The organism is Variovorax sp. 01N429, assembly GCF_056399425.1.
On the sequence record NZ_JBFTRG010000017.1, the window covers coordinates 1 to 19,259 of the forward strand.

Annotated in this window: 18 protein-coding genes and 1 pseudogene; 12 read left to right on the forward strand and 7 right to left on the reverse strand. The window is 59.6% G+C overall.

All coding sequences use genetic code 11. The features are described 5' to 3' along the window. Nucleotides 1-4: 4 nt before the first annotated feature. Nucleotides 5-553: an HAD domain-containing protein gene (locus tag AC1DSF_RS24145; RefSeq protein ID WP_478183558.1), complete on the reverse strand. Its 549-nt coding sequence runs from the start codon at nucleotides 551-553 to the stop codon at nucleotides 5-7. Between the two features lie 287 nt (nucleotides 554-840). Beyond that, nucleotides 841-1,674: a DNA adenine methylase gene (locus AC1DSF_RS24150; RefSeq protein ID WP_478183559.1), complete on the reverse strand. Its 834-nt coding sequence runs from the start codon at nucleotides 1,672-1,674 to the stop codon at nucleotides 841-843. Nucleotides 1,675-3,698: 2,024 nt separating this feature from the next. Here AC1DSF_RS24150 and AC1DSF_RS24155 point away from each other — a divergent pair. The 8 genes from AC1DSF_RS24155 to AC1DSF_RS24190 all read left to right on the forward strand — a co-directional run bounded on the left by AC1DSF_RS24155 (nucleotide 3,699) and on the right by AC1DSF_RS24190 (nucleotide 11,301). After that, nucleotides 3,699-4,364: a hypothetical protein gene (locus AC1DSF_RS24155; protein ID WP_478183560.1), complete on the forward strand. Its 666-nt coding sequence runs from the start codon at nucleotides 3,699-3,701 to the stop codon at nucleotides 4,362-4,364. A gap of 314 nt (nucleotides 4,365-4,678) precedes the next feature. Continuing rightward, the gene (locus AC1DSF_RS24160; protein ID WP_478183561.1) at nucleotides 4,679-5,200 is read left to right on the forward strand and encodes a hypothetical protein; all 522 of its coding nucleotides are present in this window, start codon (nucleotides 4,679-4,681) and stop codon (nucleotides 5,198-5,200) included. A 283-nt stretch (nucleotides 5,201-5,483) separates the two neighbouring features. Beyond that, nucleotides 5,484-6,149, forward strand: coding sequence for a hypothetical protein (locus tag AC1DSF_RS24165; RefSeq protein ID WP_478183562.1), 666 nt, complete (start codon nucleotides 5,484-5,486; stop codon nucleotides 6,147-6,149). Between the two features lie 235 nt (nucleotides 6,150-6,384). Then, nucleotides 6,385-8,304, forward strand: a complete 1,920-nt coding sequence (locus AC1DSF_RS24170; protein WP_478183563.1) for a Mu transposase C-terminal domain-containing protein — start codon at nucleotides 6,385-6,387, stop codon at nucleotides 8,302-8,304. A 12-nt stretch (nucleotides 8,305-8,316) separates the two neighbouring features. Then, entirely contained in the window at nucleotides 8,317-9,207 is an 891-nt protein-coding gene (locus tag AC1DSF_RS24175) for a TniB family NTP-binding protein (protein ID WP_478183564.1), read from the forward strand. Nucleotides 9,208-9,593: 386 nt separating this feature from the next. Next, entirely contained in the window at nucleotides 9,594-9,944 is a 351-nt protein-coding gene (locus AC1DSF_RS24180) for a hypothetical protein (protein ID WP_478183565.1), read from the forward strand. Continuing rightward, complete coding sequence (locus AC1DSF_RS24185) at nucleotides 9,937-10,425, forward strand: hypothetical protein (RefSeq protein WP_478183566.1); 489 nt, start codon at nucleotides 9,937-9,939, stop codon at nucleotides 10,423-10,425. Before AC1DSF_RS24180 ends, AC1DSF_RS24185 begins: the two co-directional genes overlap by 8 nt. A gap of 723 nt (nucleotides 10,426-11,148) precedes the next feature. Beyond that, on the forward strand, nucleotides 11,149-11,301 hold the full coding sequence (locus AC1DSF_RS24190) for a hypothetical protein (RefSeq protein ID WP_478124352.1): 153 nt from the start codon (nucleotides 11,149-11,151) through the stop codon (nucleotides 11,299-11,301). 667 nt (nucleotides 11,302-11,968) lie between these two features. Here the strand turns inward: AC1DSF_RS24190 and AC1DSF_RS24195 are convergent. Both AC1DSF_RS24195 and AC1DSF_RS24200 read right to left on the reverse strand, forming a co-directional pair. Continuing rightward, nucleotides 11,969-12,295, reverse strand: coding sequence for an EthD family reductase (locus AC1DSF_RS24195; RefSeq protein ID WP_478124351.1), 327 nt, complete (start codon nucleotides 12,293-12,295; stop codon nucleotides 11,969-11,971). 105 nt (nucleotides 12,296-12,400) lie between these two features. Then, the gene (locus AC1DSF_RS24200) at nucleotides 12,401-12,955 is read right to left on the reverse strand and encodes a carboxymuconolactone decarboxylase family protein (RefSeq protein ID WP_478183567.1); all 555 of its coding nucleotides are present in this window, start codon (nucleotides 12,953-12,955) and stop codon (nucleotides 12,401-12,403) included. A gap of 72 nt (nucleotides 12,956-13,027) precedes the next feature. Between AC1DSF_RS24200 and AC1DSF_RS24205 the strand changes: the two genes are divergently transcribed. The 3 genes from AC1DSF_RS24205 to AC1DSF_RS24215 all read left to right on the forward strand — a co-directional run bounded on the left by AC1DSF_RS24205 (nucleotide 13,028) and on the right by AC1DSF_RS24215 (nucleotide 16,432). Continuing rightward, nucleotides 13,028-13,351: a winged helix-turn-helix transcriptional regulator gene (locus tag AC1DSF_RS24205; protein ID WP_478183568.1), complete on the forward strand. Its 324-nt coding sequence runs from the start codon at nucleotides 13,028-13,030 to the stop codon at nucleotides 13,349-13,351. A gap of 128 nt (nucleotides 13,352-13,479) precedes the next feature. Further along, nucleotides 13,480-13,941 (forward strand): AAC(3)-I family aminoglycoside N-acetyltransferase, encoded by a 462-nt coding sequence (locus tag AC1DSF_RS24210; protein ID WP_478183569.1) that lies wholly within the window; start codon nucleotides 13,480-13,482, stop codon nucleotides 13,939-13,941. A 532-nt stretch (nucleotides 13,942-14,473) separates the two neighbouring features. Next, nucleotides 14,474-16,432, forward strand: a complete 1,959-nt coding sequence (locus AC1DSF_RS24215) for a hybrid sensor histidine kinase/response regulator (RefSeq protein WP_478124347.1) — start codon at nucleotides 14,474-14,476, stop codon at nucleotides 16,430-16,432. Here AC1DSF_RS24215 and AC1DSF_RS24220 read toward each other — a convergent pair. Beyond that, complete coding sequence (locus AC1DSF_RS24220; RefSeq protein ID WP_478124346.1) at nucleotides 16,429-16,617, reverse strand: hypothetical protein; 189 nt, start codon at nucleotides 16,615-16,617, stop codon at nucleotides 16,429-16,431. The genes AC1DSF_RS24215 and AC1DSF_RS24220 overlap by 4 nt on opposite strands. 250 nt (nucleotides 16,618-16,867) lie before the next feature. On the opposite strand from AC1DSF_RS24220, the pseudogene AC1DSF_RS24225 reads away from it, so the two are divergent. Further along, a pseudogene (locus AC1DSF_RS24225) lies at nucleotides 16,868-17,219 on the forward strand (IS30 family transposase); the annotation flags it as partial. 32 nt (nucleotides 17,220-17,251) lie between these two features. On the opposite strand, the gene AC1DSF_RS24230 reads toward AC1DSF_RS24225, so the two are convergent. Then, nucleotides 17,252-18,229, reverse strand: a complete 978-nt coding sequence (locus AC1DSF_RS24230; protein ID WP_478183570.1) for a D-2-hydroxyacid dehydrogenase family protein — start codon at nucleotides 18,227-18,229, stop codon at nucleotides 17,252-17,254. 11 nt (nucleotides 18,230-18,240) lie between these two features. Next, nucleotides 18,241-19,242 carry a Bug family tripartite tricarboxylate transporter substrate binding protein gene (locus AC1DSF_RS24235; protein WP_478124344.1) on the reverse strand — a complete coding sequence of 334 codons (1,002 nt, stop codon included), beginning with the start codon at nucleotides 19,240-19,242 and terminating at the stop codon, nucleotides 18,241-18,243. Nucleotides 19,243-19,259 lie beyond the last annotated feature (17 nt).

A 19,259-nucleotide genomic window follows, 5' to 3' on the forward strand; every position in this document is an offset into this window, starting at 1 on the left:
TGGCCTAAGGTATGCCCGGCCCCGCGATCCGACGCAGTCCTTCCCGGACGGCGCCCAGCACGCTCGGGTGACTGATTCCTTCGAGAGGATCGGTGCGGACGTACTGGTCTCTGCACCACGCTGGCCAATTCATGTAGTCGTCATCCAGAGCGAGCCAGTCCCGAGGTTGGCGCCGAAGCACGTCCGCCCAAACCTGCAACCCGCGGGGCAGAGACTGRAAGTCGATCGAATCCATGGCGCTGTGAAATGTTGCGCCCACAACCCGCTCCCGCAATCCAATGGGAAGCCTGCGCGCGGTTCGCAAACAGCCATATCGCAAGACCCAGGAGGTACTCAGGAYGATGCGAACGTCGGGATAAGGCATCAGCAGCGATTCAAGCAATCCGACATGCTGGAAAAGCCGGTAGCTCGCCGGCGTCTTSAGGTAGGGTCCTCGCTTTGGGCTCCACAGCACTTCTTCGTTGTGCAGTACACCGTCAAAGTCAAGGTACACAACCGGCCCGCACCTTTCCGTTGTGTCTTGGGCACTGGCTGTCGTGATCATCGACCCCATACTGTCTTCTGTCTTCAGTACGGGCGCTCCTGGGCCCAGCGGCGCCACCGCAAAGTGGCATCCGTACAGAGTYCCCCGAGACAYGGTCTCAAACTTCTCAAGGCACGCMATTTCGCAGATGCGAGGTCTGGAGGCTTGCCACGCGCTATCGGCATGCACCCCAGCATAGATGCGCGCCGMTCRAAAAAACGCAGTGAAAGCACGCTACCTGATGCATGGCATGCGAGCAACSAGTGCCCCGAAGGAGAAACATCACYTGAAAGCCCGGGTGTGCCCGAACGGCGCGCTCAGCTTCGTTCGAGTACCGCGAGGAGCTCACCGCAGGTGCCCCGCCCGGCYTTCGTCGATGCGATGCTCCTGTTGACACGCAGTTCGTGAATTCTGAAGTCCTTGTAGAGAGCCCGGGTGACGGGGGTGTCGTGGTTCGAGATGAAGACGCGCGCACCTCGAGCCGCCGCGGCCCTGGCGCTGTCGACAAGGCGGAGGTGATCCGCGTCAYCGAATCCGTCGCTCGTATACGCCGCAAACGAGGCACCGCGGGCTGACCGGTGATAGGGCGGGTCGCAGTAGACGATGTCCCCCGCCACAGCGAGGTCGATTGCAGCTTGAAAATCCCCCGCTTGGACCRCCGCGCGCTGCAAACGGTTGGCGGCCTGCAGCGCGGCATCCATCGGGAAAACAGGTAGYTGGGCTGGCTTGCCGTAGGGGACGTTGAATGCGCCGGCCCGGTTCACTCGGTACAACCCGTTGAATCCAAAACGGTTCAGATACGGCAGCAAGGTTGCGCGGAAATGCGGGTCCGACGAAGCGTTGAACGTTTCGCGCAAAGYCAGATAGCTACTCTGGTTGTGGTTGGYCTCGCAAAAGTACGCGGCAGCGTCCCGCACATAGTCGCAGGGGCTCCGCTTCAGCGCCGTCCAAACCGCGACGAGGTCGGCATTGGCGTCATTGAGGATGTACGCAGGGTRGTCGGACGCCAGAAAGACAGAGCCCGCACCGACGAACGGCTCGATGAGACGCGCGCCCGCCGGAAGAAGGGGAAGGAGAGACTTGAGCAATCGCTGCTTGCCGCCGGCCCACTTGAGGAACGGACGGGTACTGGTGGTTGGATGCTTGTGCATCCGCCGTCTAGCGGATGCTGTTTATCCTCGCTCGTTTGAGCTGGCGGCTCGCGCGATGGGAGCAGGGTCAACCTCGGCTGATGCGGAAGCTCCCTCCAGTCGAGGCTTCCTGGTTCCGGAAAAGAAAGCGCCTGCGAACAAGTCATTCTTTCAGGGCAGAGAAGTGCCGAAGCTGCAGCACGCTGCTTCGGTCATGTCATTAGCGAGAGAGAACGACGTTGCGGAACTTAAAGTGCAGCTGCAATAGACACTGCATCCGTCCTCGCTTAAAGTCGTGTGGGAACGGAAATGTTGGGCCAACGCACACCTGCCTTTGCGCCAAGACCTCATTGCGCTCTGCTTTAACCGAAAGAACTTTGCGCAAAACGCTCGCAGAGAAAATTGCTCGGTGCGCCGCCCCGTATCGAAACTGTTTCCAGCTCTTTCCGACGTCCACCAATCCTCTCGCGCACCGAGGTCACTCCTGCCGCGCATCACGGAGAGGAGTAGTGCGATGCCAAGTCATGATAGCTGTGGCCTATGCTGACCCAATGAAGAAAAATTGGGACCCAAGGTCAACGCTTTCACCAAATCTATGCAACCTCTTTCTAGCGGGCAGTGGCTCCCCTCCAGCCATTGAGCGCGCTTCTCGCGTGAAATCGGTGGCGCGGGCGCATGAGCAACGAGCTTTGAAGGCTGGGTGCGATGAACTCCAAACGCTGCGGTGCACGCCTTGCGGTGGGCCTGCGGTTGTTCTTGCGGGTGGTTCGATCAGCGTTCGCTAGACCCGATGCAGAGGGTATCTCTGCGTTCTACGGGTCACCACATGCAAAGAAAAAGGTCAATTGCTGGAAAAGGACAGAGCGCTGCGCGCGGACCAGACATGCAACTCGATAAAGGACGAGCAAAACATGGAGCTGTCCTACTTGTCGAGGCTTTGGAGAATGAAGCCATTCGGAGGCACCATGCTGCGGGGGACGTTGCATTCGCGCTTGGCGTACATCCATCTCACTGGTATCGGCTTCGCGCAGCACCACATCTACTGTCAAAATGCGGACGCCACACTCATAGGAGCATTGCGGCGTACGTCAACTGGCCCCTTGGCCGCGTGCTATTGGCCAGCGGAGTCATTGACCAAGTCGATTTCGAGGTCATCCAGTTTGGGGGAGAGAAGATAGTGTCTGACACCATCGGACAACTTGAGAAGAGTGCCTACGGAGCGGGACTAGTCACGTCGCTATTCCAGGCGCCACGGGACCATCAGGTTCTGATGGCAGAACTTTTCACTGCGCTGCGCGCAGAGAGGGCTCGAGCGCAGAGGCGCTAGTTGTTCACGCCATCGACACCGATTCACAGGCCAGCCTTCGGCTGGCCTTCTTCTTACCTCGCGAGGGACCGCAAACGACTGCGTTGCGGCAACGTTGGCCCCTTATGTCGAGCAAAGAGGATCCCGCACGCGAGCGGTTTCGGAAGTTGTGGACCGATTAACTGATTGACCAGCGATGCTTCCTGAACTCCTGCCGGAGAAAATCCGCGCCGGCTTCGAGGAGCAGGCGCAGGAACAACGCCATCGCCCGTTCAGTGCTCCAAGCGCTGCCGTGCGTATGCGGGGCCGCAAAACCTCGCCGACGACGAACGGTACGTTGTCGACGAATGCCTTCCAGTGGCCCACGGTAGGCCAACTTCTCAAGCATGGATGAACTTAAATTGACTTCGTCGAAGAGACGGTCAAGAGGTGTCTAACGTATTTAGGAAAGGTCAATCTGTTTAAATTGTTTAGATGAGAGATGGCTTTAAGTTAGCTTGCCCTCTTCGATTTAAATTGACATGGATTGCCGGCAGAGCGTTGCATTTTAACTTCGACAGCGATTGAGACTGATCCGGTTTAAAGATGAGTCATATCGAATTTAAAATCCGTGGCGTAAAGCGATTTATCTCAAGAGGCGGGAAGATATCGCTTGGTGGAGTAGATCGAGCGGACGTATACCGAGAGACGACTCACCCTGCGAAGTTCAAGATCGCGCTCCTCTTGAAGGAGTGTCGATATGAGCACATTCGTCCAGATTACAGGTTCGACGGCGCGAGGTCTGGAAGCGGAGCTCTTGTTTGACGGTGAAATTCGATCTACTGGATCAGGGTTGGTTGGTCGTGAACTTCTTGTGGACCTGACGTCTGCGGGGACGATTTCTCAACTGCTGCACTATCCGCGTTCGATTGAGCCGACACTGACCTTGTTCGTTCGACTAATTTGCGCCGCACCGCCCAGAGCATTCCTTGCGGACCCTTTTGCTGAGGGGATGGTGCTCACGTTGAATCTTCGCCCGAAGCAAAATCTCCTCCTGGCAACTGACGTTCTTCATCTCGCGCGATGTAGGGATGGAATGTCGATCCATCTGCTGTCGCCAGTTTGTATTGCGGCGGGGCATCGCATTCCAACAAACCACCCCCTTACCATAGCGGCCGCCATTTATCGCGCTCTAAGAAACGCTTTGGGATGGCGGCGGCTCATCCCTTTGATGCCTCCTCCCCTCACGCGCGTTCCTATCCGCAGAAGCACCCAATCTGGGGCTTACGTGCAGTTGAATGACGTTCCACCGATACCTCGGCGCCGCTTTCAGAAGGCGTTTGGAATTGGACCAGCCGCTGAACAAGCGGATGCCGTCCTATGGTCCGCATTTCTCGAGTCGTTGCGCCCAAATCTTCCCGACTAGTGCCCGGGAATAATATTGAAAGCACATGTAATTGAGTTTGCGTGTCCTGAAATCCAGGAATAGGCTTTATCGCTCATTTGCGCGTCGCGCGTTTGCAATGCAACCGGACGCACGCTTCATGCTTTAACCCTCAGCCATGGAGGTATCAGCCACTCAGAAAGCACCAAAAGCAAACGCCGATCCTTCTTTCGAAAAACCGGCGCGCCCGACGTCCTTTGGAGAAAGTCTCAGGTTGCTCACCCTAGAGACAGTATCTCCCAAAGGCTCAATGGCGTCAAGGGACGTTTTTTGTCCATTTGTTCAGGAGATCAGCCATGTCAGATCCGCTTGAATCATCGTCGCCAAAGCAAGCGACGATTCAACTGCTGCGCGCGATGCGACATTTACGGCCCGTCGCTTCACAGTCCCACCCCCGCAACGATTTTCGAATTAAAAGATTAGCCACCACGGTTGACTCTCGACATTATGTCGACGAGCAGGTATTGATTCCCGTGAAATCAGGCCCACGAGGCGTAGTTTTGCTTCTTCCACTGGCGCGAGTCAAAGCGAACGAAGACCAGCTTTGCGCTAATTCTCGTCTTTTGTTGAAGAAAATCTACACGGCATTGGAGATCGCTTCAATTATTAAAGTAGTTGAAGCGGAGCAGGGACGGTTTTCGCAGCCAAATTCTGATTTTTCGGCGCAGGAGCGAAAGCTGATTCCGCTCGCGCTTTGGAAGTGGCGCAATCGCTCTGGAAAGAATTTGGATCAATGGCTGGCGGGTGCATCGTGGCCCGCAAAAAACGAAGCATGGCGATTCGGCGCAACGCGACGGCGCACTTCTCTCAGCCGTTGAATTAAGGCATCGCTAAGCGGCGTCTCAAGACAGCCCGAAGGACGCGCACTCGGGCCGCGGGCGAAAAGCCAGGCGGCAAAGCTGACCTCGACGCGCCTTTACCTGTTTAGGTGAACCAAGCGGTTTGCGTAAATTTCCACCCGATGGAATGGCCTGCGCCCCCTAAGCGCACGGAGTTGCTTTGCCATAAAGGCGGGTAAGTCCTGAACATGTGCTGGCGCCCGGTCGCTCCAAGCAGGGGAAGCCTTGTATCGACTCTAGCTCTAATTTTTTGAGGCAAATCATGAAAGAAGCATTGAAAGAGGCTCGCAAGTCGTCCTGGATGACCACCGGTGTCTTGCGATTGATCGGCAATGAGACTGGCAGCTTCCAAAGCGTCACTGAAAGACGGTCCTTGGAGGTGATTCGAATGGCTGCGGACGTGCATACGCTGATTTCGAACCCGAAACCTATTACATGGGTTGATTCGACTGGAGAGCGGCACAGCTATACAGCGGACGCCAAAGCACTGATGAACAGTGGTCTGCCGGTTCTCGTTGAAATCAAGCCCGCCGGCAAATTCATGGATAGCCGTTTGCGGCGGAGGTACGAAGAAATCGGCGCGGATTTGGGCATGACTGAGCGTTCGCGTTTCTGCCTAGTGGAATGGGATCCGTGGTCAACTTTCGCGCGCAACATAGCTAAATTGCTGCGCTATTGGTGCGTGGATTCCGGAGACGTCGCGAAGGAGGCATTTGCTCGCATTGGACGGACGACCGCGGAGCTGGGGCAGCTTTTTGATCTCGTCGACGCGACGCAACGCAAGCACATCTACGCAGCCCTGGTCCACCAAGAGTTGGTCACCGACCTGCGCAAAACAGCGCTGACCAAGAGGTCCCGCGTTTGGATTCCCAGTGCTGAACGCCCACCTATGCGGCTTGACGACCTGGTGACCACATGGTGGGCGTGATCGTTGCCCTGGACGACGGCATCTACCACGTCGCCCTGGCCGTTGGGCCGCTACTCCGATTGCGACGACTTACCGACGGTCGGATTCGGTGCCTCTCCTGCCACGCGCTACGCCTGCTGCTCGCCGGCCATCAAGCCCTTGTGCTGGCCCCTCGGCCAGGACGCTTCTCGGAAATGACCGCGCAAGCGCTCAACGCCTTGCACGCCCGACTTCCACTTGTTAAAGGAGAGGAATCATGTTTCATCAGCATGTCCAGGGAGCCATGATCGTCTGGAAAGGTCAGCGGCTCATCTTCCACTCGGCCCCCGTGGGCCTGGTTCAATACGACGACGTTGCTACGGGTGAGATTCACAAGTGGACTCCCGAGCACTTCAAGCAACTGGTCGATGACAAAGAGATCTTGCCGATGGCCACGACGGCGAGCGCCGCCCAGATCGTTCCGATTGAGTCGGGGAAGCGAAGCTTCAAAAGCATGTTGGTCGGGCTGACCGACCATGAGAGTCGGGTCCAGGCCAGCCTGCTGCATGCTTTCAAGACCTTTGAAGCGTCGAAGCTGAGCCTGCGCAGGGACGCAGAACGCGTTCAGGCTCTGATAGCTGACGCATGTAGTGCGGGAGGCCTTCAGCACGTCACCCTCATGGCGCTGAAGAAGGTCGTGCGCCGACTGCGTTCGTGTCGCGACTTGTTCTACGCGTGCACCCCCGAGCGCAGAGGGGCGCCTTATGGCTCGAAGACTTTGAGTCAGCGTGACGAGAAGCTGGTCGAGGCCGCGATCGATCAGCACTATCTGAAGCTTGAGCAACCGTCTGCGGCGTCTGCGTACCGCCACTACCGGCGTTTGCGGCAAGACGCTGAAGCCGAGCAAGGGAAATGGGAGGAGCCTCCTGCATCGATGCGCACCTTCCAGCGGCGCGTTTCGCGAATCGATAGCTTCCATCGAACCGAACGTCGTGAGGGCTTCGATGCAGCGCGAAGCAAGCACCGTATGGTTCGAGGGGTCTACTCGAATGTCGATCCGATGGAAATCGGCGAGATGGACGACTGCTACCTGCCGATCATGGTCGTCAGTGACGATTATTCGCACGCTCTCGGTATGCCGCGCATGACCGCACTGCGTGACCGCGGTACGGGCTACCTGGCTTCGCTTTTCTTGTGGTGCGGGGAGGTCTCAACTTTCACGAGCCTGGCGACGCTGCGAAACCTTTTGGCCGACAAGACAGGGCTGCTGAACCATGCGAGCCTGCCTGCAACTTGCTGGCACTACACAGGGCCGTTCGCGACGATAGCCACAGACAGAGGGTCGAATCTGAACTCTCAGGCCTTTGTGCGCGCTGCCACCGCCATGGGTTCGGCTGTGCAGTTCTTGCCACGGAGAAGTCCATGGCTCAAGCCTTTCATCGAGCGCTTTCACGGCCTCGTCCTCGAATACGTGGTGAAGGAGATGCAGGGTCGGATCTTTGACGATGTGGAGTTCTTCCGCTCGTACAAGGCGAAAGTCAAGGCAGTCGTTCCCCTGAGTGCGTTGATTCGCATTTTGGTTCGTTTCTGTATGGAGGTCATAAATGGAATTCCGCGCCCTGGACATCGAGCGACGCCTGCGGAGGAGATGGGAGCGTGGTTGGCCGACTACCCGCCTCCGATCCCATGCGATCCAAAGGAGATCGACCTGATCACAGCAATGCCCGTTGAACGGGTCGTGAATCAGGAGGGGATTCGTTGGGAGAACCTGCATTTCGTCAGCGAAGAGCTCAGGGACATGATGCGGCGCATTGGTCACCGCGCGAGCGTGACCGTCTACGTGAACCCTGCCAACTTGGGCGAGGTATCAGTCCTGGATCCTTGCAGCAACGCCCTCGTCAAGGCGTACTGCACATGGGCAGGCTATGCCCACGGGCTCTCCCTGCCTGAGCACCAGCTTTTGGTTCGCGGCCTGAACGCCCGCAGGGAAGTCATCAAGCTCGAAACCCTCATCCGGTTTCAGCGTGCCATCGCTACCGAGTTGGACGCGGCCCGGATGGGTAAGAAGGCCTCGACCGTGGCGCTGAAGGCTGAGCGCATGCAGAAGTCGAGTGCCAACTTCGACGGCGCGAGGCCCGCTTTGGCAATCGAGGCAACTCCCGGAGCGCAGGGCGTACTTGAGGCATTGCTGTTCTAAACGGAGTCGATCATGAATAACGTTGCACTATGGAATCCAGCATCGAGGGGTAAGTTTTCGGAAGCAGATTGGAGTCTGGCGGCAATGCAGGTTCGCAGGCTCTCGGGCGGTCTGTGCGAGACCCCAGCGCTCACCTTGTTCTTCAAACGCGTGGAGACCTCCGCAATAAGCGCGGCCTTCGGTATCCCCACCGAGGGTGTTTGGCTGTTCGGGTCACCCGGATCTGGCAAGACAACGGCCGCAATGGAGGTGAGGCGGCGTTTGGACTGTGCAGAGCTCCTGTCGAAGTCCGTTCGCCCGACGCTGTACCTCTCCCTACTGCCGCATCCGACCATGTATTCAATAGTACGTGGACTCCTAACGATTCTCCAGTACCCTTTCGCTCCCTCGACCAGGTTTGATGAACTCGTACCCATTCTCTTCGGGGCGCTGCGCTCCCTGGGCGTGCGCGTGATCCTGATCGATGAAGTGCAGCACATCTGCGAGGGGAACCGACCGACCATTCTTCGGGAGATTTTGGACCTCTTCAAGCGACTCTTTGATGTGGCAAATGTTTGCTTGGTGCTCATCGGCACTGAGTCCGCCCAGAAGCTGAAGGACGCGGACGCTCAACTCGCGTCTCGCATGCCGGGGGAGATCAGACTGAAGTTCGACTTCCAACGCAAGGAAGCCCAAGCCTTCGCTTCGAAGCTCATCAAGGGCACGCCCGGAACAGAGTTCACGCCCAAAGCGATTGAGGCCGTCCTGGATTTGCTTTCGACACGCGAGGACGCGACGACTCGGCTGCTGTCCAAGATTGTGCGCGAGTCCGTCCTGGTCGCCGCCTTGACCAAGTCTCCGATCATCGACGTCGCGCATGTTCGGCACGCGATTGGCATCGTCCTGCTGAAGTCGGAGGGCTGAATGTCCCCCCATCTTGACCTTCATTGGGTGCAACCATGATTCGCCGGTCGTTCCCCCATCCTGGGAGCCTTTTTCTGGTACCTCGTCGTGAGCCGTGCGAGGCGGCCAGCTCATGGCTGCAAAGGATCGCGATGTTTCATGCCCGCAACTGGTCGGGCATGCACGCGTTTCTCAGACTCGGCTGCTTCGCAGATCCCGACTTCAATTGGCCCTGGGATCTGCCCTCGTCTTCACGTCTGCTGGCGACGCCCCAACAAGAAGTCGCCAATGCGTTTTCCTGGTGCACCAGTCACGTTGCACAGGCTCGACCGCCCGGCGTAGTAATGGGGGACGGGCGGTGGCCCAGATTCGCCTTGTGCCGAAAGTGCGTCCTGGAGAAGCGGGTCATGCATTACCGATCGGAATTCCGATTCTCGTTCGTGACCCTCTGTCCGCTCCACGCCGTCTCGCTGGTATTGCCTAGCAAGGGGGCGTTGCTGGAACACCTCGATGGGCAGTCGTGGGACGAGATCCTCGCCAAGAGCCGCCGCAGGATCGGCCCGCTTAGCCCCGAGGCGCTGCGCGCGCGACTAGCGCTGGAGTTGCGGATCTGCCGAATCTTGAGGTGCGGTTTCGAACGACATCCCATATTCGGAGTTATTCCGGCGCAAACCATCATCGGCCAACATCGGCGGGCTCTCTTTGGTCCCAAACAGACCGTCGACAACATTGCGACCAGTGGAGGGCACCATGCTTGACATCGAGAAGATCGCGGTCAGAGAGCTCTCAAAAGAAGAAAAGGCACAGCGCCGAGAAGGTGCGCATGGCGACAGAGCTTGGAGGTTTGTCCCGACAGGCGATCGGGCGAAGCATGCCGCCTGGCGCCTTAAAAAACTGGTGGACGGACTGTGCTTGATGCGTGCCCAAGCTCTGGTGGCCTTCATCTACGGGTATGACAACTGGGGCGCGATGCTCAAAGATAAGGAGCGGGGAGAGGTGGATGTGGGTGAACTTGATGAATACCTAGGGCCAGAAGTTCTTGCATGCCGCCTTGAGTACCAGGCGCGGCGCGTCCATCAATGGTTGGACCTGGACTTGGAGCGCAGTCGCCACCTGATCGATCTACTCAGGCCAAGCGCGGAGAAGGAACCTGGTCTCTCAGTGCCGGCGAATACAGCGGGTGACTTGGACGGAGAACGCGACGAGCAGATGTGGCGGCGTCTGAATAACCTGTCGTAATCAGTCGAAACCCGCCTCGATCTGCGCCTGCAAGGCGTAGCCTCGTTGGCACCTGACTTTGTCGACTGCTAGCGCCCTCGGCGTAAGCCACGGGTGCATTTTTTTTGCCCAGAATGCCAGGCCGCTTGGGCCGGAACTGCCACTTCTGGGACTGTTCTCGGTTCATGCAGGAAAACTTGGCGCGAATCGCGGAAAGCATAGGAAAACTTGGCCGATGCGGGCTGCGAGTGCGACAGGATTAGTGCGTAAGACCTTGTCACGTAAGCGTTGGCGGGCAGGAAATGCTGTCGCGTGACAAGCTTCTAATCGTGTCGTGCGACATCATTCCCGTGCGAGTCGGCCAACATTTCACCTCATTTTTTCACGAAGCGAAATCGCCGCAGAGTGGCGTTCCCCACAGGGCTCGATCGCGTGAATGGCGATCCCCAAACACTAAAGCAACCACGAACATCAAAGAATCCCCGATTCGGCGACTTGAATCCTTTGGACTGACGAGTCCGGTGCCTCGTACAGACGGCCCAAGGGGCATCAGGTCCCAATGCCGCAAATCTGACTAGATGGTGAACTCAGGGGCTCGAACCGGGCGAATAGAACAGGCGTGGCACTTTTAACCTGGCGCCAAACGAAAGACTTTCCTAGCGCGGATGCCGAAGTCTCTGCCCAGACAGCGTACTGACAAGCGGCAGCTCAACTGTCCAGGTTTTAATCGGTATCATTTTCCGAATGGCCAGTCTGCCCACGTCGCGCGAGATCGCCAGTCTCGACGGGGAGCGCCGGAAACAACTCGCCGCCGCTTGGCGCGCGCAGGCGCTGCGGGGCGACAAAAACCCGTTGAGCAGTGCGCGTGTTTCGAAGTCGAACGCCGAAGGCGCCTAGCGAGAGAGCGAGTTGCAGCAGCTAGAACCGCTGCAACGATTGCGCCCGTTAAACCGTCGTGAAAGTTCTTGTGAGCTGCCAAGGAGGGCGGATTCTTCAAGCAAGAAGAGCGCACGGCCGATCCGAAGTGGGTGTCTTTCGCCGCCGCAGGCGCTGCCTGGCAGTGTCCAACGACGCGCTGAAGGCGTTCCGAAGCGAAGCAGAGAAGCGATAGGGCCGCGTAGCTTGCGGGGGCGGGGAGGGCGAGCCCCAGCGCCTCAGCCCGGCGATTGAGGCTCGCATGTTCTTGCTCACATGATGCCGATGGTGGCCACGACGTGATTCGCTTGGCCGAGTTCAAAGCGACCGAGCAAAACCCGGCGCCAAGCGTTGGCACGTTGCGCCCATGTTACGCAGCCGAGATCACGAACGCTGGTTGCGAAGGCTGGGTTGCCTTGGATTCGATCGAGGAATCAATGACAGTTACTGCTTCCGTTCATCGACAAGGAACCGCGCGCACCCGACACGGCCCAACCTCTTCGAATTGACGACGACGAGGTCGGCAATGAACGCGCGCGACACTACTGCTTCAAGCGGCAGGTCTAACTCAAGCTAGGCGCCCATATTGCGACAAGCCTCGGAGCCAGATTGAAAATCAGTCCAGCTGGCCTTGATCGACCTGGTCCGTTCAACGATCCGACCGCTCGACGACGACCTCGCTTATCTGGATCACCGGCACGATGTCGGTGTAGTTGGCGATATCGCCCCTGATCTCGGCGCCGTTCTCCTGGCTTGCGGCAAGGTAGCCTTCGGCCGAATTACAGATGAACGCGCACGTCGCCACGAAGGCGGGCGGTGAACCTGGTGCTCGGCCGGCCAGGCCTTTTTCGACGGTGTAGTAGGCGCAGGCACTGCCCAGCCTGGCCTTCACCATCGGCATGTGCCGGTCGCGGTAGTAGGCGTGGTCGAAGCGCGCGCCTTCGGCGTACGGGTACATCACAGTGACTTTGATCATTCGGTTCTCCTTGTCATGATTGCCGTCGTCCGCCACTCGCGACGAACTTCGAAGGCTTGGCTGGCGACCTCCCACTTGTTTCAAGCGACAGGGCACGAAGGGGGCTTAGCCGCCGTAAGTCGAGGGAAAGGTTGCCGAGCCTGGCTCGGCCGGCAAGCGCAGAGCGTTTGTCAGATAGCTGACGGTGCGATAGAAGCCTGCCAGCATGAGCAACTCGAGAATGCCCTCGTCGCTGAACGCTGTCTTCAGCGACTGCCATAGAGCGTCGTCGACAGTGCAGTTGGCGTGAAGCATGTCGCAAAGCTCTAACAGCAGCCTGTCCTCATCCTGCCAGCAGGTATCTCGCGGTTGTCCGGAGGCGAGCGAAAGGATCTGCGCTTCATCGACTCCGGCGCGCGATGCGAACAGTGCGATGTGGACGCCCCATTCGTATTCCGACCTACACAGCGCCGTGGTGCGCGCGATAACGAGTTCGCGCTGCCGCAATGTTAGGTTTCCACGGTCAAGCAGCCCGCCCGCGAAGAACTTCTGGAAAAGGCGAGGGTCCCTCGCGAGCGTGGTAAAGAGCACTAGGGGCGACTTTCCACGCATGAAGCCGTCAAGCGAAGATTGGATACCGGCGGGGAAAGGTGGCTCCGCGGGAGCGATACGAACAGTCATGGATTGACCTCGAGCATCTGCTACATTTTCTAAAGCATTGAACTCTATCCACGTTGCTTTGAAAAGTAAAGCATGGCTGTTCTAAAGGTTGGCGCCCCTGTGCGCGGTTCACGGACCGGCCGCCCCATCATGGTGGCTCTGGACCTACTGGGTCGAAGGTCCACGCTTCGGATTCTTTGGGAGCTCCGCAAGGAGCAGCTGACGTTTCGCGCGCTTCAGGAGGCCTGCGACACAAACTCCAGCCTGTTGAACACGAGGCTCGCAGAGCTACGAGCGCTTGGTTTGGTTGAGCACGACGAAGGCGGCTACGGACTCACCGAAGAGGGGCGAAAGTTGAGTGCAGCGCTGACGCCTCTGAGCGATTGGGCGCGTCAGTGGAAGCCCACGGCCCGCTGAGTCGCGCGCCTTCGATGCTCGGCATCCCGGGCAAAATTCGGCCAGAAGCGGGCCTAGGCCCTCCGTGGCTCGCTGTAGTCATTGGCAAGATCCACTTTCGTTCTGTGACGCAGATGCCAGAAAGAACAATGCACACGTTCCATCAATTGACCGCGGCCGACGGTGCCTGGATGTCGGGCATGCTCGACGTATTCGCGGAGGCCTTTGAAGATCCTGAAATCTACGCCGCCCGTCGTCCCAGTGCCGCCTATCTTCAGCGCCTTCTAGGCGGCGATAGCTTTATTGGGCTTGTCGCCCGCGTGGGCGAACAGGTCATCGGGGGACTTGCCGCTTATGTCCTGCAGAAGTTCGAGCAGGAGCGTGCGGAGATCTACATCTACGACCTTGCCGTCATGGCAGCGCATCGTCGCCAGGGGGTTGCAACCGGGCTCATCCGCCGCCTCCAGGAGATCGGCGCTGAGCGCGGTGCTTGGGTGGTCTTTGTGCAGGCCGATCCGCCCGACACTCCGGCCATACGCCTCTACGAAAAGCTTGGTGTGCGAGAAGAGGTGCTGCACTTCGACATCCCGGTCCGACGGCCTCCACACTGAAAGCAATGACTTTGATAAAAACTATGGGCAGGTTGACGCGCAGCTATCGAAGGCGCTCCTGGAGTGCGAGCCCTTTAGCGCGGCATGAATAGGTCGAGCACCAAGCAAGCACCCATGTTCAAAGACGACCAGAAATGCAGCCGCAGAGCTGAAGACCCCTGCCGCGAGTCCAACGGACGCGACCAACTCGCGAACCAAATCGCGACAAGCGTCGTCGACGATGAATACAGTGGGTTCGCTCAAGGTCCAGCCTGATCCCCAGCAAAGTAGGCGAGCGTGTTGCCGCGCACTTGCTCTGGCGTCCCAAAGGCTCGAACCTAGTCCCGACCAGGAGTTCTGGATATTGTCCTTTGTGCAGTGCACCATGCGTCGACGATGTCGAAAGGCAGACGCCGCTCCAGCGACGCTAGAGAGGTGTCGAATTCGAGCGCTGCTTGGGCCAAAATCGTTTTCGTTTGTTGGGCCGTTTGGGTTGGACACCCTGAGCGTCACGAACCAGCAAAATGCGGGGTTTCCACATCAGTGCAACGACATGAACAACCAGCTTCCAGATGATCGCAGGATGATGGAACTACAGAGGTTCGAACTGCTCGTCTCTGCGATCCATGATTACGCCATCTACATGCTGGATGCGAACGGAAATGTCGTCAGCTGGAATACAGGTGCGGCTCGATTCAAGGGATACGCCGCTGAAGAAATCATAGGTCAGCATTTTTCGCGCTTTTATTTGCCTGAGGACCGAGAGGCCGGAGTTCCAGACCGCGCGCTGAAAACCGCAGAAGCTGAAGGTACGTTCCAGGCCGAGGGTTGGAGGGTTCGAAAGGATGGCTCCCGATTCTGGGCAAACGTGGTCATCGATCCGATCTATACGCCCGACCGGCGCTTGCTCGGTTTCGCCAAGATAACCCGCGACGTCGGCGAGCGAAAGGCCGCCGAAGAGGCACTTCGCAAGCGAGAGCAGGAGTTCCGCCTATTGGTCGAGGGCGTCACCGACTATGCGATCTACATGCTCGATCCCTCGGGGCTGATCACCACTTGGAACGCGGGCGCGGAAAGAATCAAAGGGTACACCCGAGCTGAAGTCATCGGGACTCATTTTTCCAAGTTCTATACGCCTGAAGATCAAGAGTCTGAGTTGCCCAAGCGAGCTCTTGCGACGGCTCTGGTTGAGGGCCGTTTTGAACAGGAAGGAGGATGGCGCGTACGAAAGGATGGGTCCCGCTTCCTTGCGCATGTGGTCATCGACCCGATCCACGACTCCCATGGCAACTTCGTCGGGTACGCCAAGATCACGCGGGACGTCACTGAGCGTCAGGCTGCTGCGGAAACGCTGAAACGGACGGAGCGAGCCCTGCTACAAGCACAAAAGATGGAGACCATCGGCAAGCTCACGGGCGGCGTGGCGCATGACTTCAACAATCTGCTACAGGTCATCGCTGGCAACTTGCAGTTGCTTGCCCGAGAGGTGGTCGGTAACGAGCGCGCGGAGCGGCGGGTCCAGAACGCGCTCGAGGCTGTTCGTGGGGGAGCGCGACTTGCCGGGCACCTCCTCGCGTATGGCAGGCGCCAGGCCCTTGAGCCTAAGGTGGTGAATCTTGGGAGATTCCTATTCACTTTGGACGACATGCTCCAGCGGGCCTTGGGCGAAACTGTCGAGGTGCAGACGCTTGTAGCCGAGGGTCTCTGGAACACGTGCGCTGATCTCGCCCAGGTCGAGAACGCCGTGCTCAATCTGGCCATCAACGCACGCGATGCCATGGAGGGAGTCGGCAAGCTGACGATTGAAATTGGGAATGCTCTGCTGGACGAGGCCTACGCACTCGTCCATGCGGAGGTGAATCCGGGCGAATACGTCATGCTCGCAGTTTCTGACACCGGCAGCGGAATGTCCCCAGAGGTAATCGCACAAGCTTTCGAGCCGTTCTATACGACCAAACCCGAGGGAAAAGGCACGGGGTTGGGCTTGTCCATGGTCTATGGATTCGTCAAGCAGTCCGGGGGGCACGTCAAAATCTACAGCGAGCTCGGTCATGGAACCACGGTCAAGCTGTACCTGCCACGATCCAAGGACTTGGAACAGTCGATCACGCCGACAGGATCAACCCCAGCCGTAGGTGGGACCGAGACCATCCTCGTTGCGGAGGACGATGATCAAGTGCGTGGAACGGTTATGGACACGCTCCAAGAGCTTGGCTACCAGGTGCTTGCAGCGAGTGATGCCGAGAGCGCGCTGGCCATCATCAGGAGCGGCATCAAGATCGACCTGCTGTTTACTGATGTCGTCATGCCCGGCCCCTTGCGCAGCCTGGACTTGGCCCGAATGGCTCGCGGCTACCTGCCGAACATCGCGGTGCTATTCACGTCGGGCTACACACAAAATGCGATCGTCCATGGTGGTCGCCTCGATGCCGGGGTGGAGTTGTTGAGCAAGCCGTACTCCCGCGAGGATCTGGCGCGGAGGATTCGCTTCACGCTAGGTCAGAGGGCTTAGTCGGCGGCGGTTTGGACGTCGTCGCCGACGCGCACCGAGGTGACGCAGGTCGGTGGCGGCATCATCGGCAGTTTCGTCGGCTTCTTCCCGATCACCGCCGTGCCGCCGTTGTTTTCAGTGTGGTCCGATGCCGCCGACAAGGCGGTCGACCGACGAAGACCAGCGACATTCCCGAACGAGGTCATGTCAAACCGGAATGAGCGCGAGAGACGGCACGCACACGCACCGTCCAGCGTGACCCCCTCGCGCGCATCCGTGTGCCGGATTGGTCATTCGCATCGGTGCTGCCGCTGTAGTGACTCGCGGCTGAGAGGCCCAGTGTCCACGGGCGAGAAAAGGTGTTCATGGCTTCGCTGGCATCATTGACCTTGCCCTATTGACCAGATCACTCTGGCACTGAATGGCCAAGTAGTCCCAGATGTGGTCGAACCCGGCTTGGCGGGCATCGTCACGGACAAACTTCGCCTGCAATGGTCTCCGGAGCAGATTGCGGGGTGGCTCAAACGCACTTACCCTTGCGACGAGAACTGCCACGTGTCACACGAGACCATCTACCGCAGCCTGTTCATTCAAGCCCGCGGGGCCTTGAAGAAGGAACTGCTGCAGCATCTCAGGCGCACGCGAGGCATGCGTCGCTCGCGCCACCACACCGCAGAAGACCGACACCCACGGAAGAATCGTTGACGCGGTCTCGATCAGCGAGCGCCCGGCCACGGCAGAAGATCGAGCAGTGCCTGGCCATTGGGAAGGTGACTTGCTGTTCGGAAGTTCCAACAGCCAGATCGCGGATTGCGCGGCGCCCGCAGAACTGGAGCAATTTCAGCGGGTGATGGTTGCCAGGGCCTGTGGGTTGACGGCGTCGGTCAGCGTGCCTTCCGCAAAGCGGTTGATGTTGTCGAACGCAATGCCGAAGTAGCGCTCGTAGTTGTCGCGCTCGACATAGCCGATATGGGGCGTGCACAGCGCATTGGGCAAGGCCAGCAGGGGATGCGCGGCGCCCTGCGGAGGCTCTTCCTCGAACACGTCCACGGCCGCGAAGCCCGGCCGGCCGTGTCGCAGCGCACGTTCGAGCGCACCGGCCTCGACCAGCTCGGCGCGGCTGGTGTTCACCAGCAGGGCGGTGGGCTTCATGCGATCGAGATCCGTTCCGCGCACGATGCCGGTGGTGTGCTCGCTGAGCCGCACGTGCAGGCTGATCACGTCACTATCGGCGAAGAAGGCTTCGCGCGTGGGAGCGACCTCGAAGCCATCGGCGCGCGCAGCCTGCGTCGAGGCCTCTCGACCCCAGACCCAGACTTGCATGCCGAACACGCGCCCGTAGGCGGCCACTTGGCGACCGATGCGGCCGTAGCTCCACACGCCCAAGCGCTGCCCGCCGAGCTGTTGGCCCAGGTGGCCTTGCCACTTGCCTTGCTGCAGACGGTTGGCTTCCTGCACAAGATGACGGCGGCTTGCCAGCGTCAGTGCCCAAGTGAGTTCCGCCGTCGACGAGCCTGCGCCGCGGCCCTCGGCCACCACCACGCCGCGCGCGGTGCAGGCCTCTAGGTCCACGTGCCCCGCGAGCTTGCCGGTCTGGCTAATGAGGCGCAGCTTCGGCAGGCGATCGAGCAGTGCCGCATCGATGCGCGTGCGCTCGCGCGTCAGCACGATCGCCTCGGCATTGGCGAAGCGCGCGGCGAGCGCGTCGGTGCCTTTCACCGTGTCGTTGAAGATGCGGACTTCGTGACCTGCGAGCCGGGCGAAGCAGTCCAGCGTTCGCACGCAGTCCTGGTAGTCGTCGGGGATGGCGATGCGCATCGGCTGGTTTCTCACTGCATGGGGATGTGCAATTGCTCGACGGTGCGCTTCCAGAGCGCCAGGTCGTCGCGCACCAGTGCCGTGAACTCGGCCGGCGGCATGCCGCCCGGTTCGATGCCCTGCGCCCTGAAGACCTCGCGCACCTCCTGCGTCTCGAGCGCGCGCTTCACCTCCGCGTACAGCCGCTGCATCGCGGGCGCTGGCGTGCCCGCGCGCAGCAGCAAGCCATACCAGCCATGCACATCGAAGCCCGGGTAGCCCTGCTCGGCCACGGTCGGCACCTCTGGAAGGCCCGCGAAGCGCGTCTTCGGTGCCACGGCGAGTGCGCGCAGCTTGCCGGCCTTGATCTGCCCCAGCGCCGAGCTCATGTCGAGGAACATGAACTGGATCTGGCCGCCCAGCAGGTCCTGCACCGCCGGACCGGCGCCGCGGTAGGGGACGTGGACGGCTTGAATGCCGGCGCGCTGCACGAACATCATGGCGCCCAGGTGCGCCGAGGTGCCGTTGCCCGAGGAGCCATAGGACAGGCTTTCGGGCTTGGCCTTGCCCATCGCCACCAACTCCTGCAGCGTCTTCGCAGGAAAGTCCGGCCGCACCACCACTGCATGCGGGATAAAGCCCACCACGGTGAGCGGCGCGAAATCGCGCAGCGTGTCGAAAGGGTAGTTGGCCATCAGCGCGGGATTGGTAACCGCAAGGATCGAGGGGAACACCATCGTGTAGCCGTCGGCCGGACCGCGCGCCACCTCGCTCATGCCGATCACGCCACCACCGCCGGGCTTGTTGTCCACGATGACCGGCTGGCCAAGGCTCGCCGTCATGCTCTTGCCGATCGCGCGCGCCATCAGGTCGGTGGGTCCGCCGGGGGCAAAGGGCACGACGATGCGCAGCGGCTTGTCAGGGAAGGCTGCGTGTGCGAGGGGGCTTGCCAAGCCCAACGCCATGAGGGTGGCCGACGCGGCGAGCTGATGGAAGCCGCGTCGGTCGATGGAAAGGCGAGTGGATGCACGCATGGATGTCTCTTTCTCTT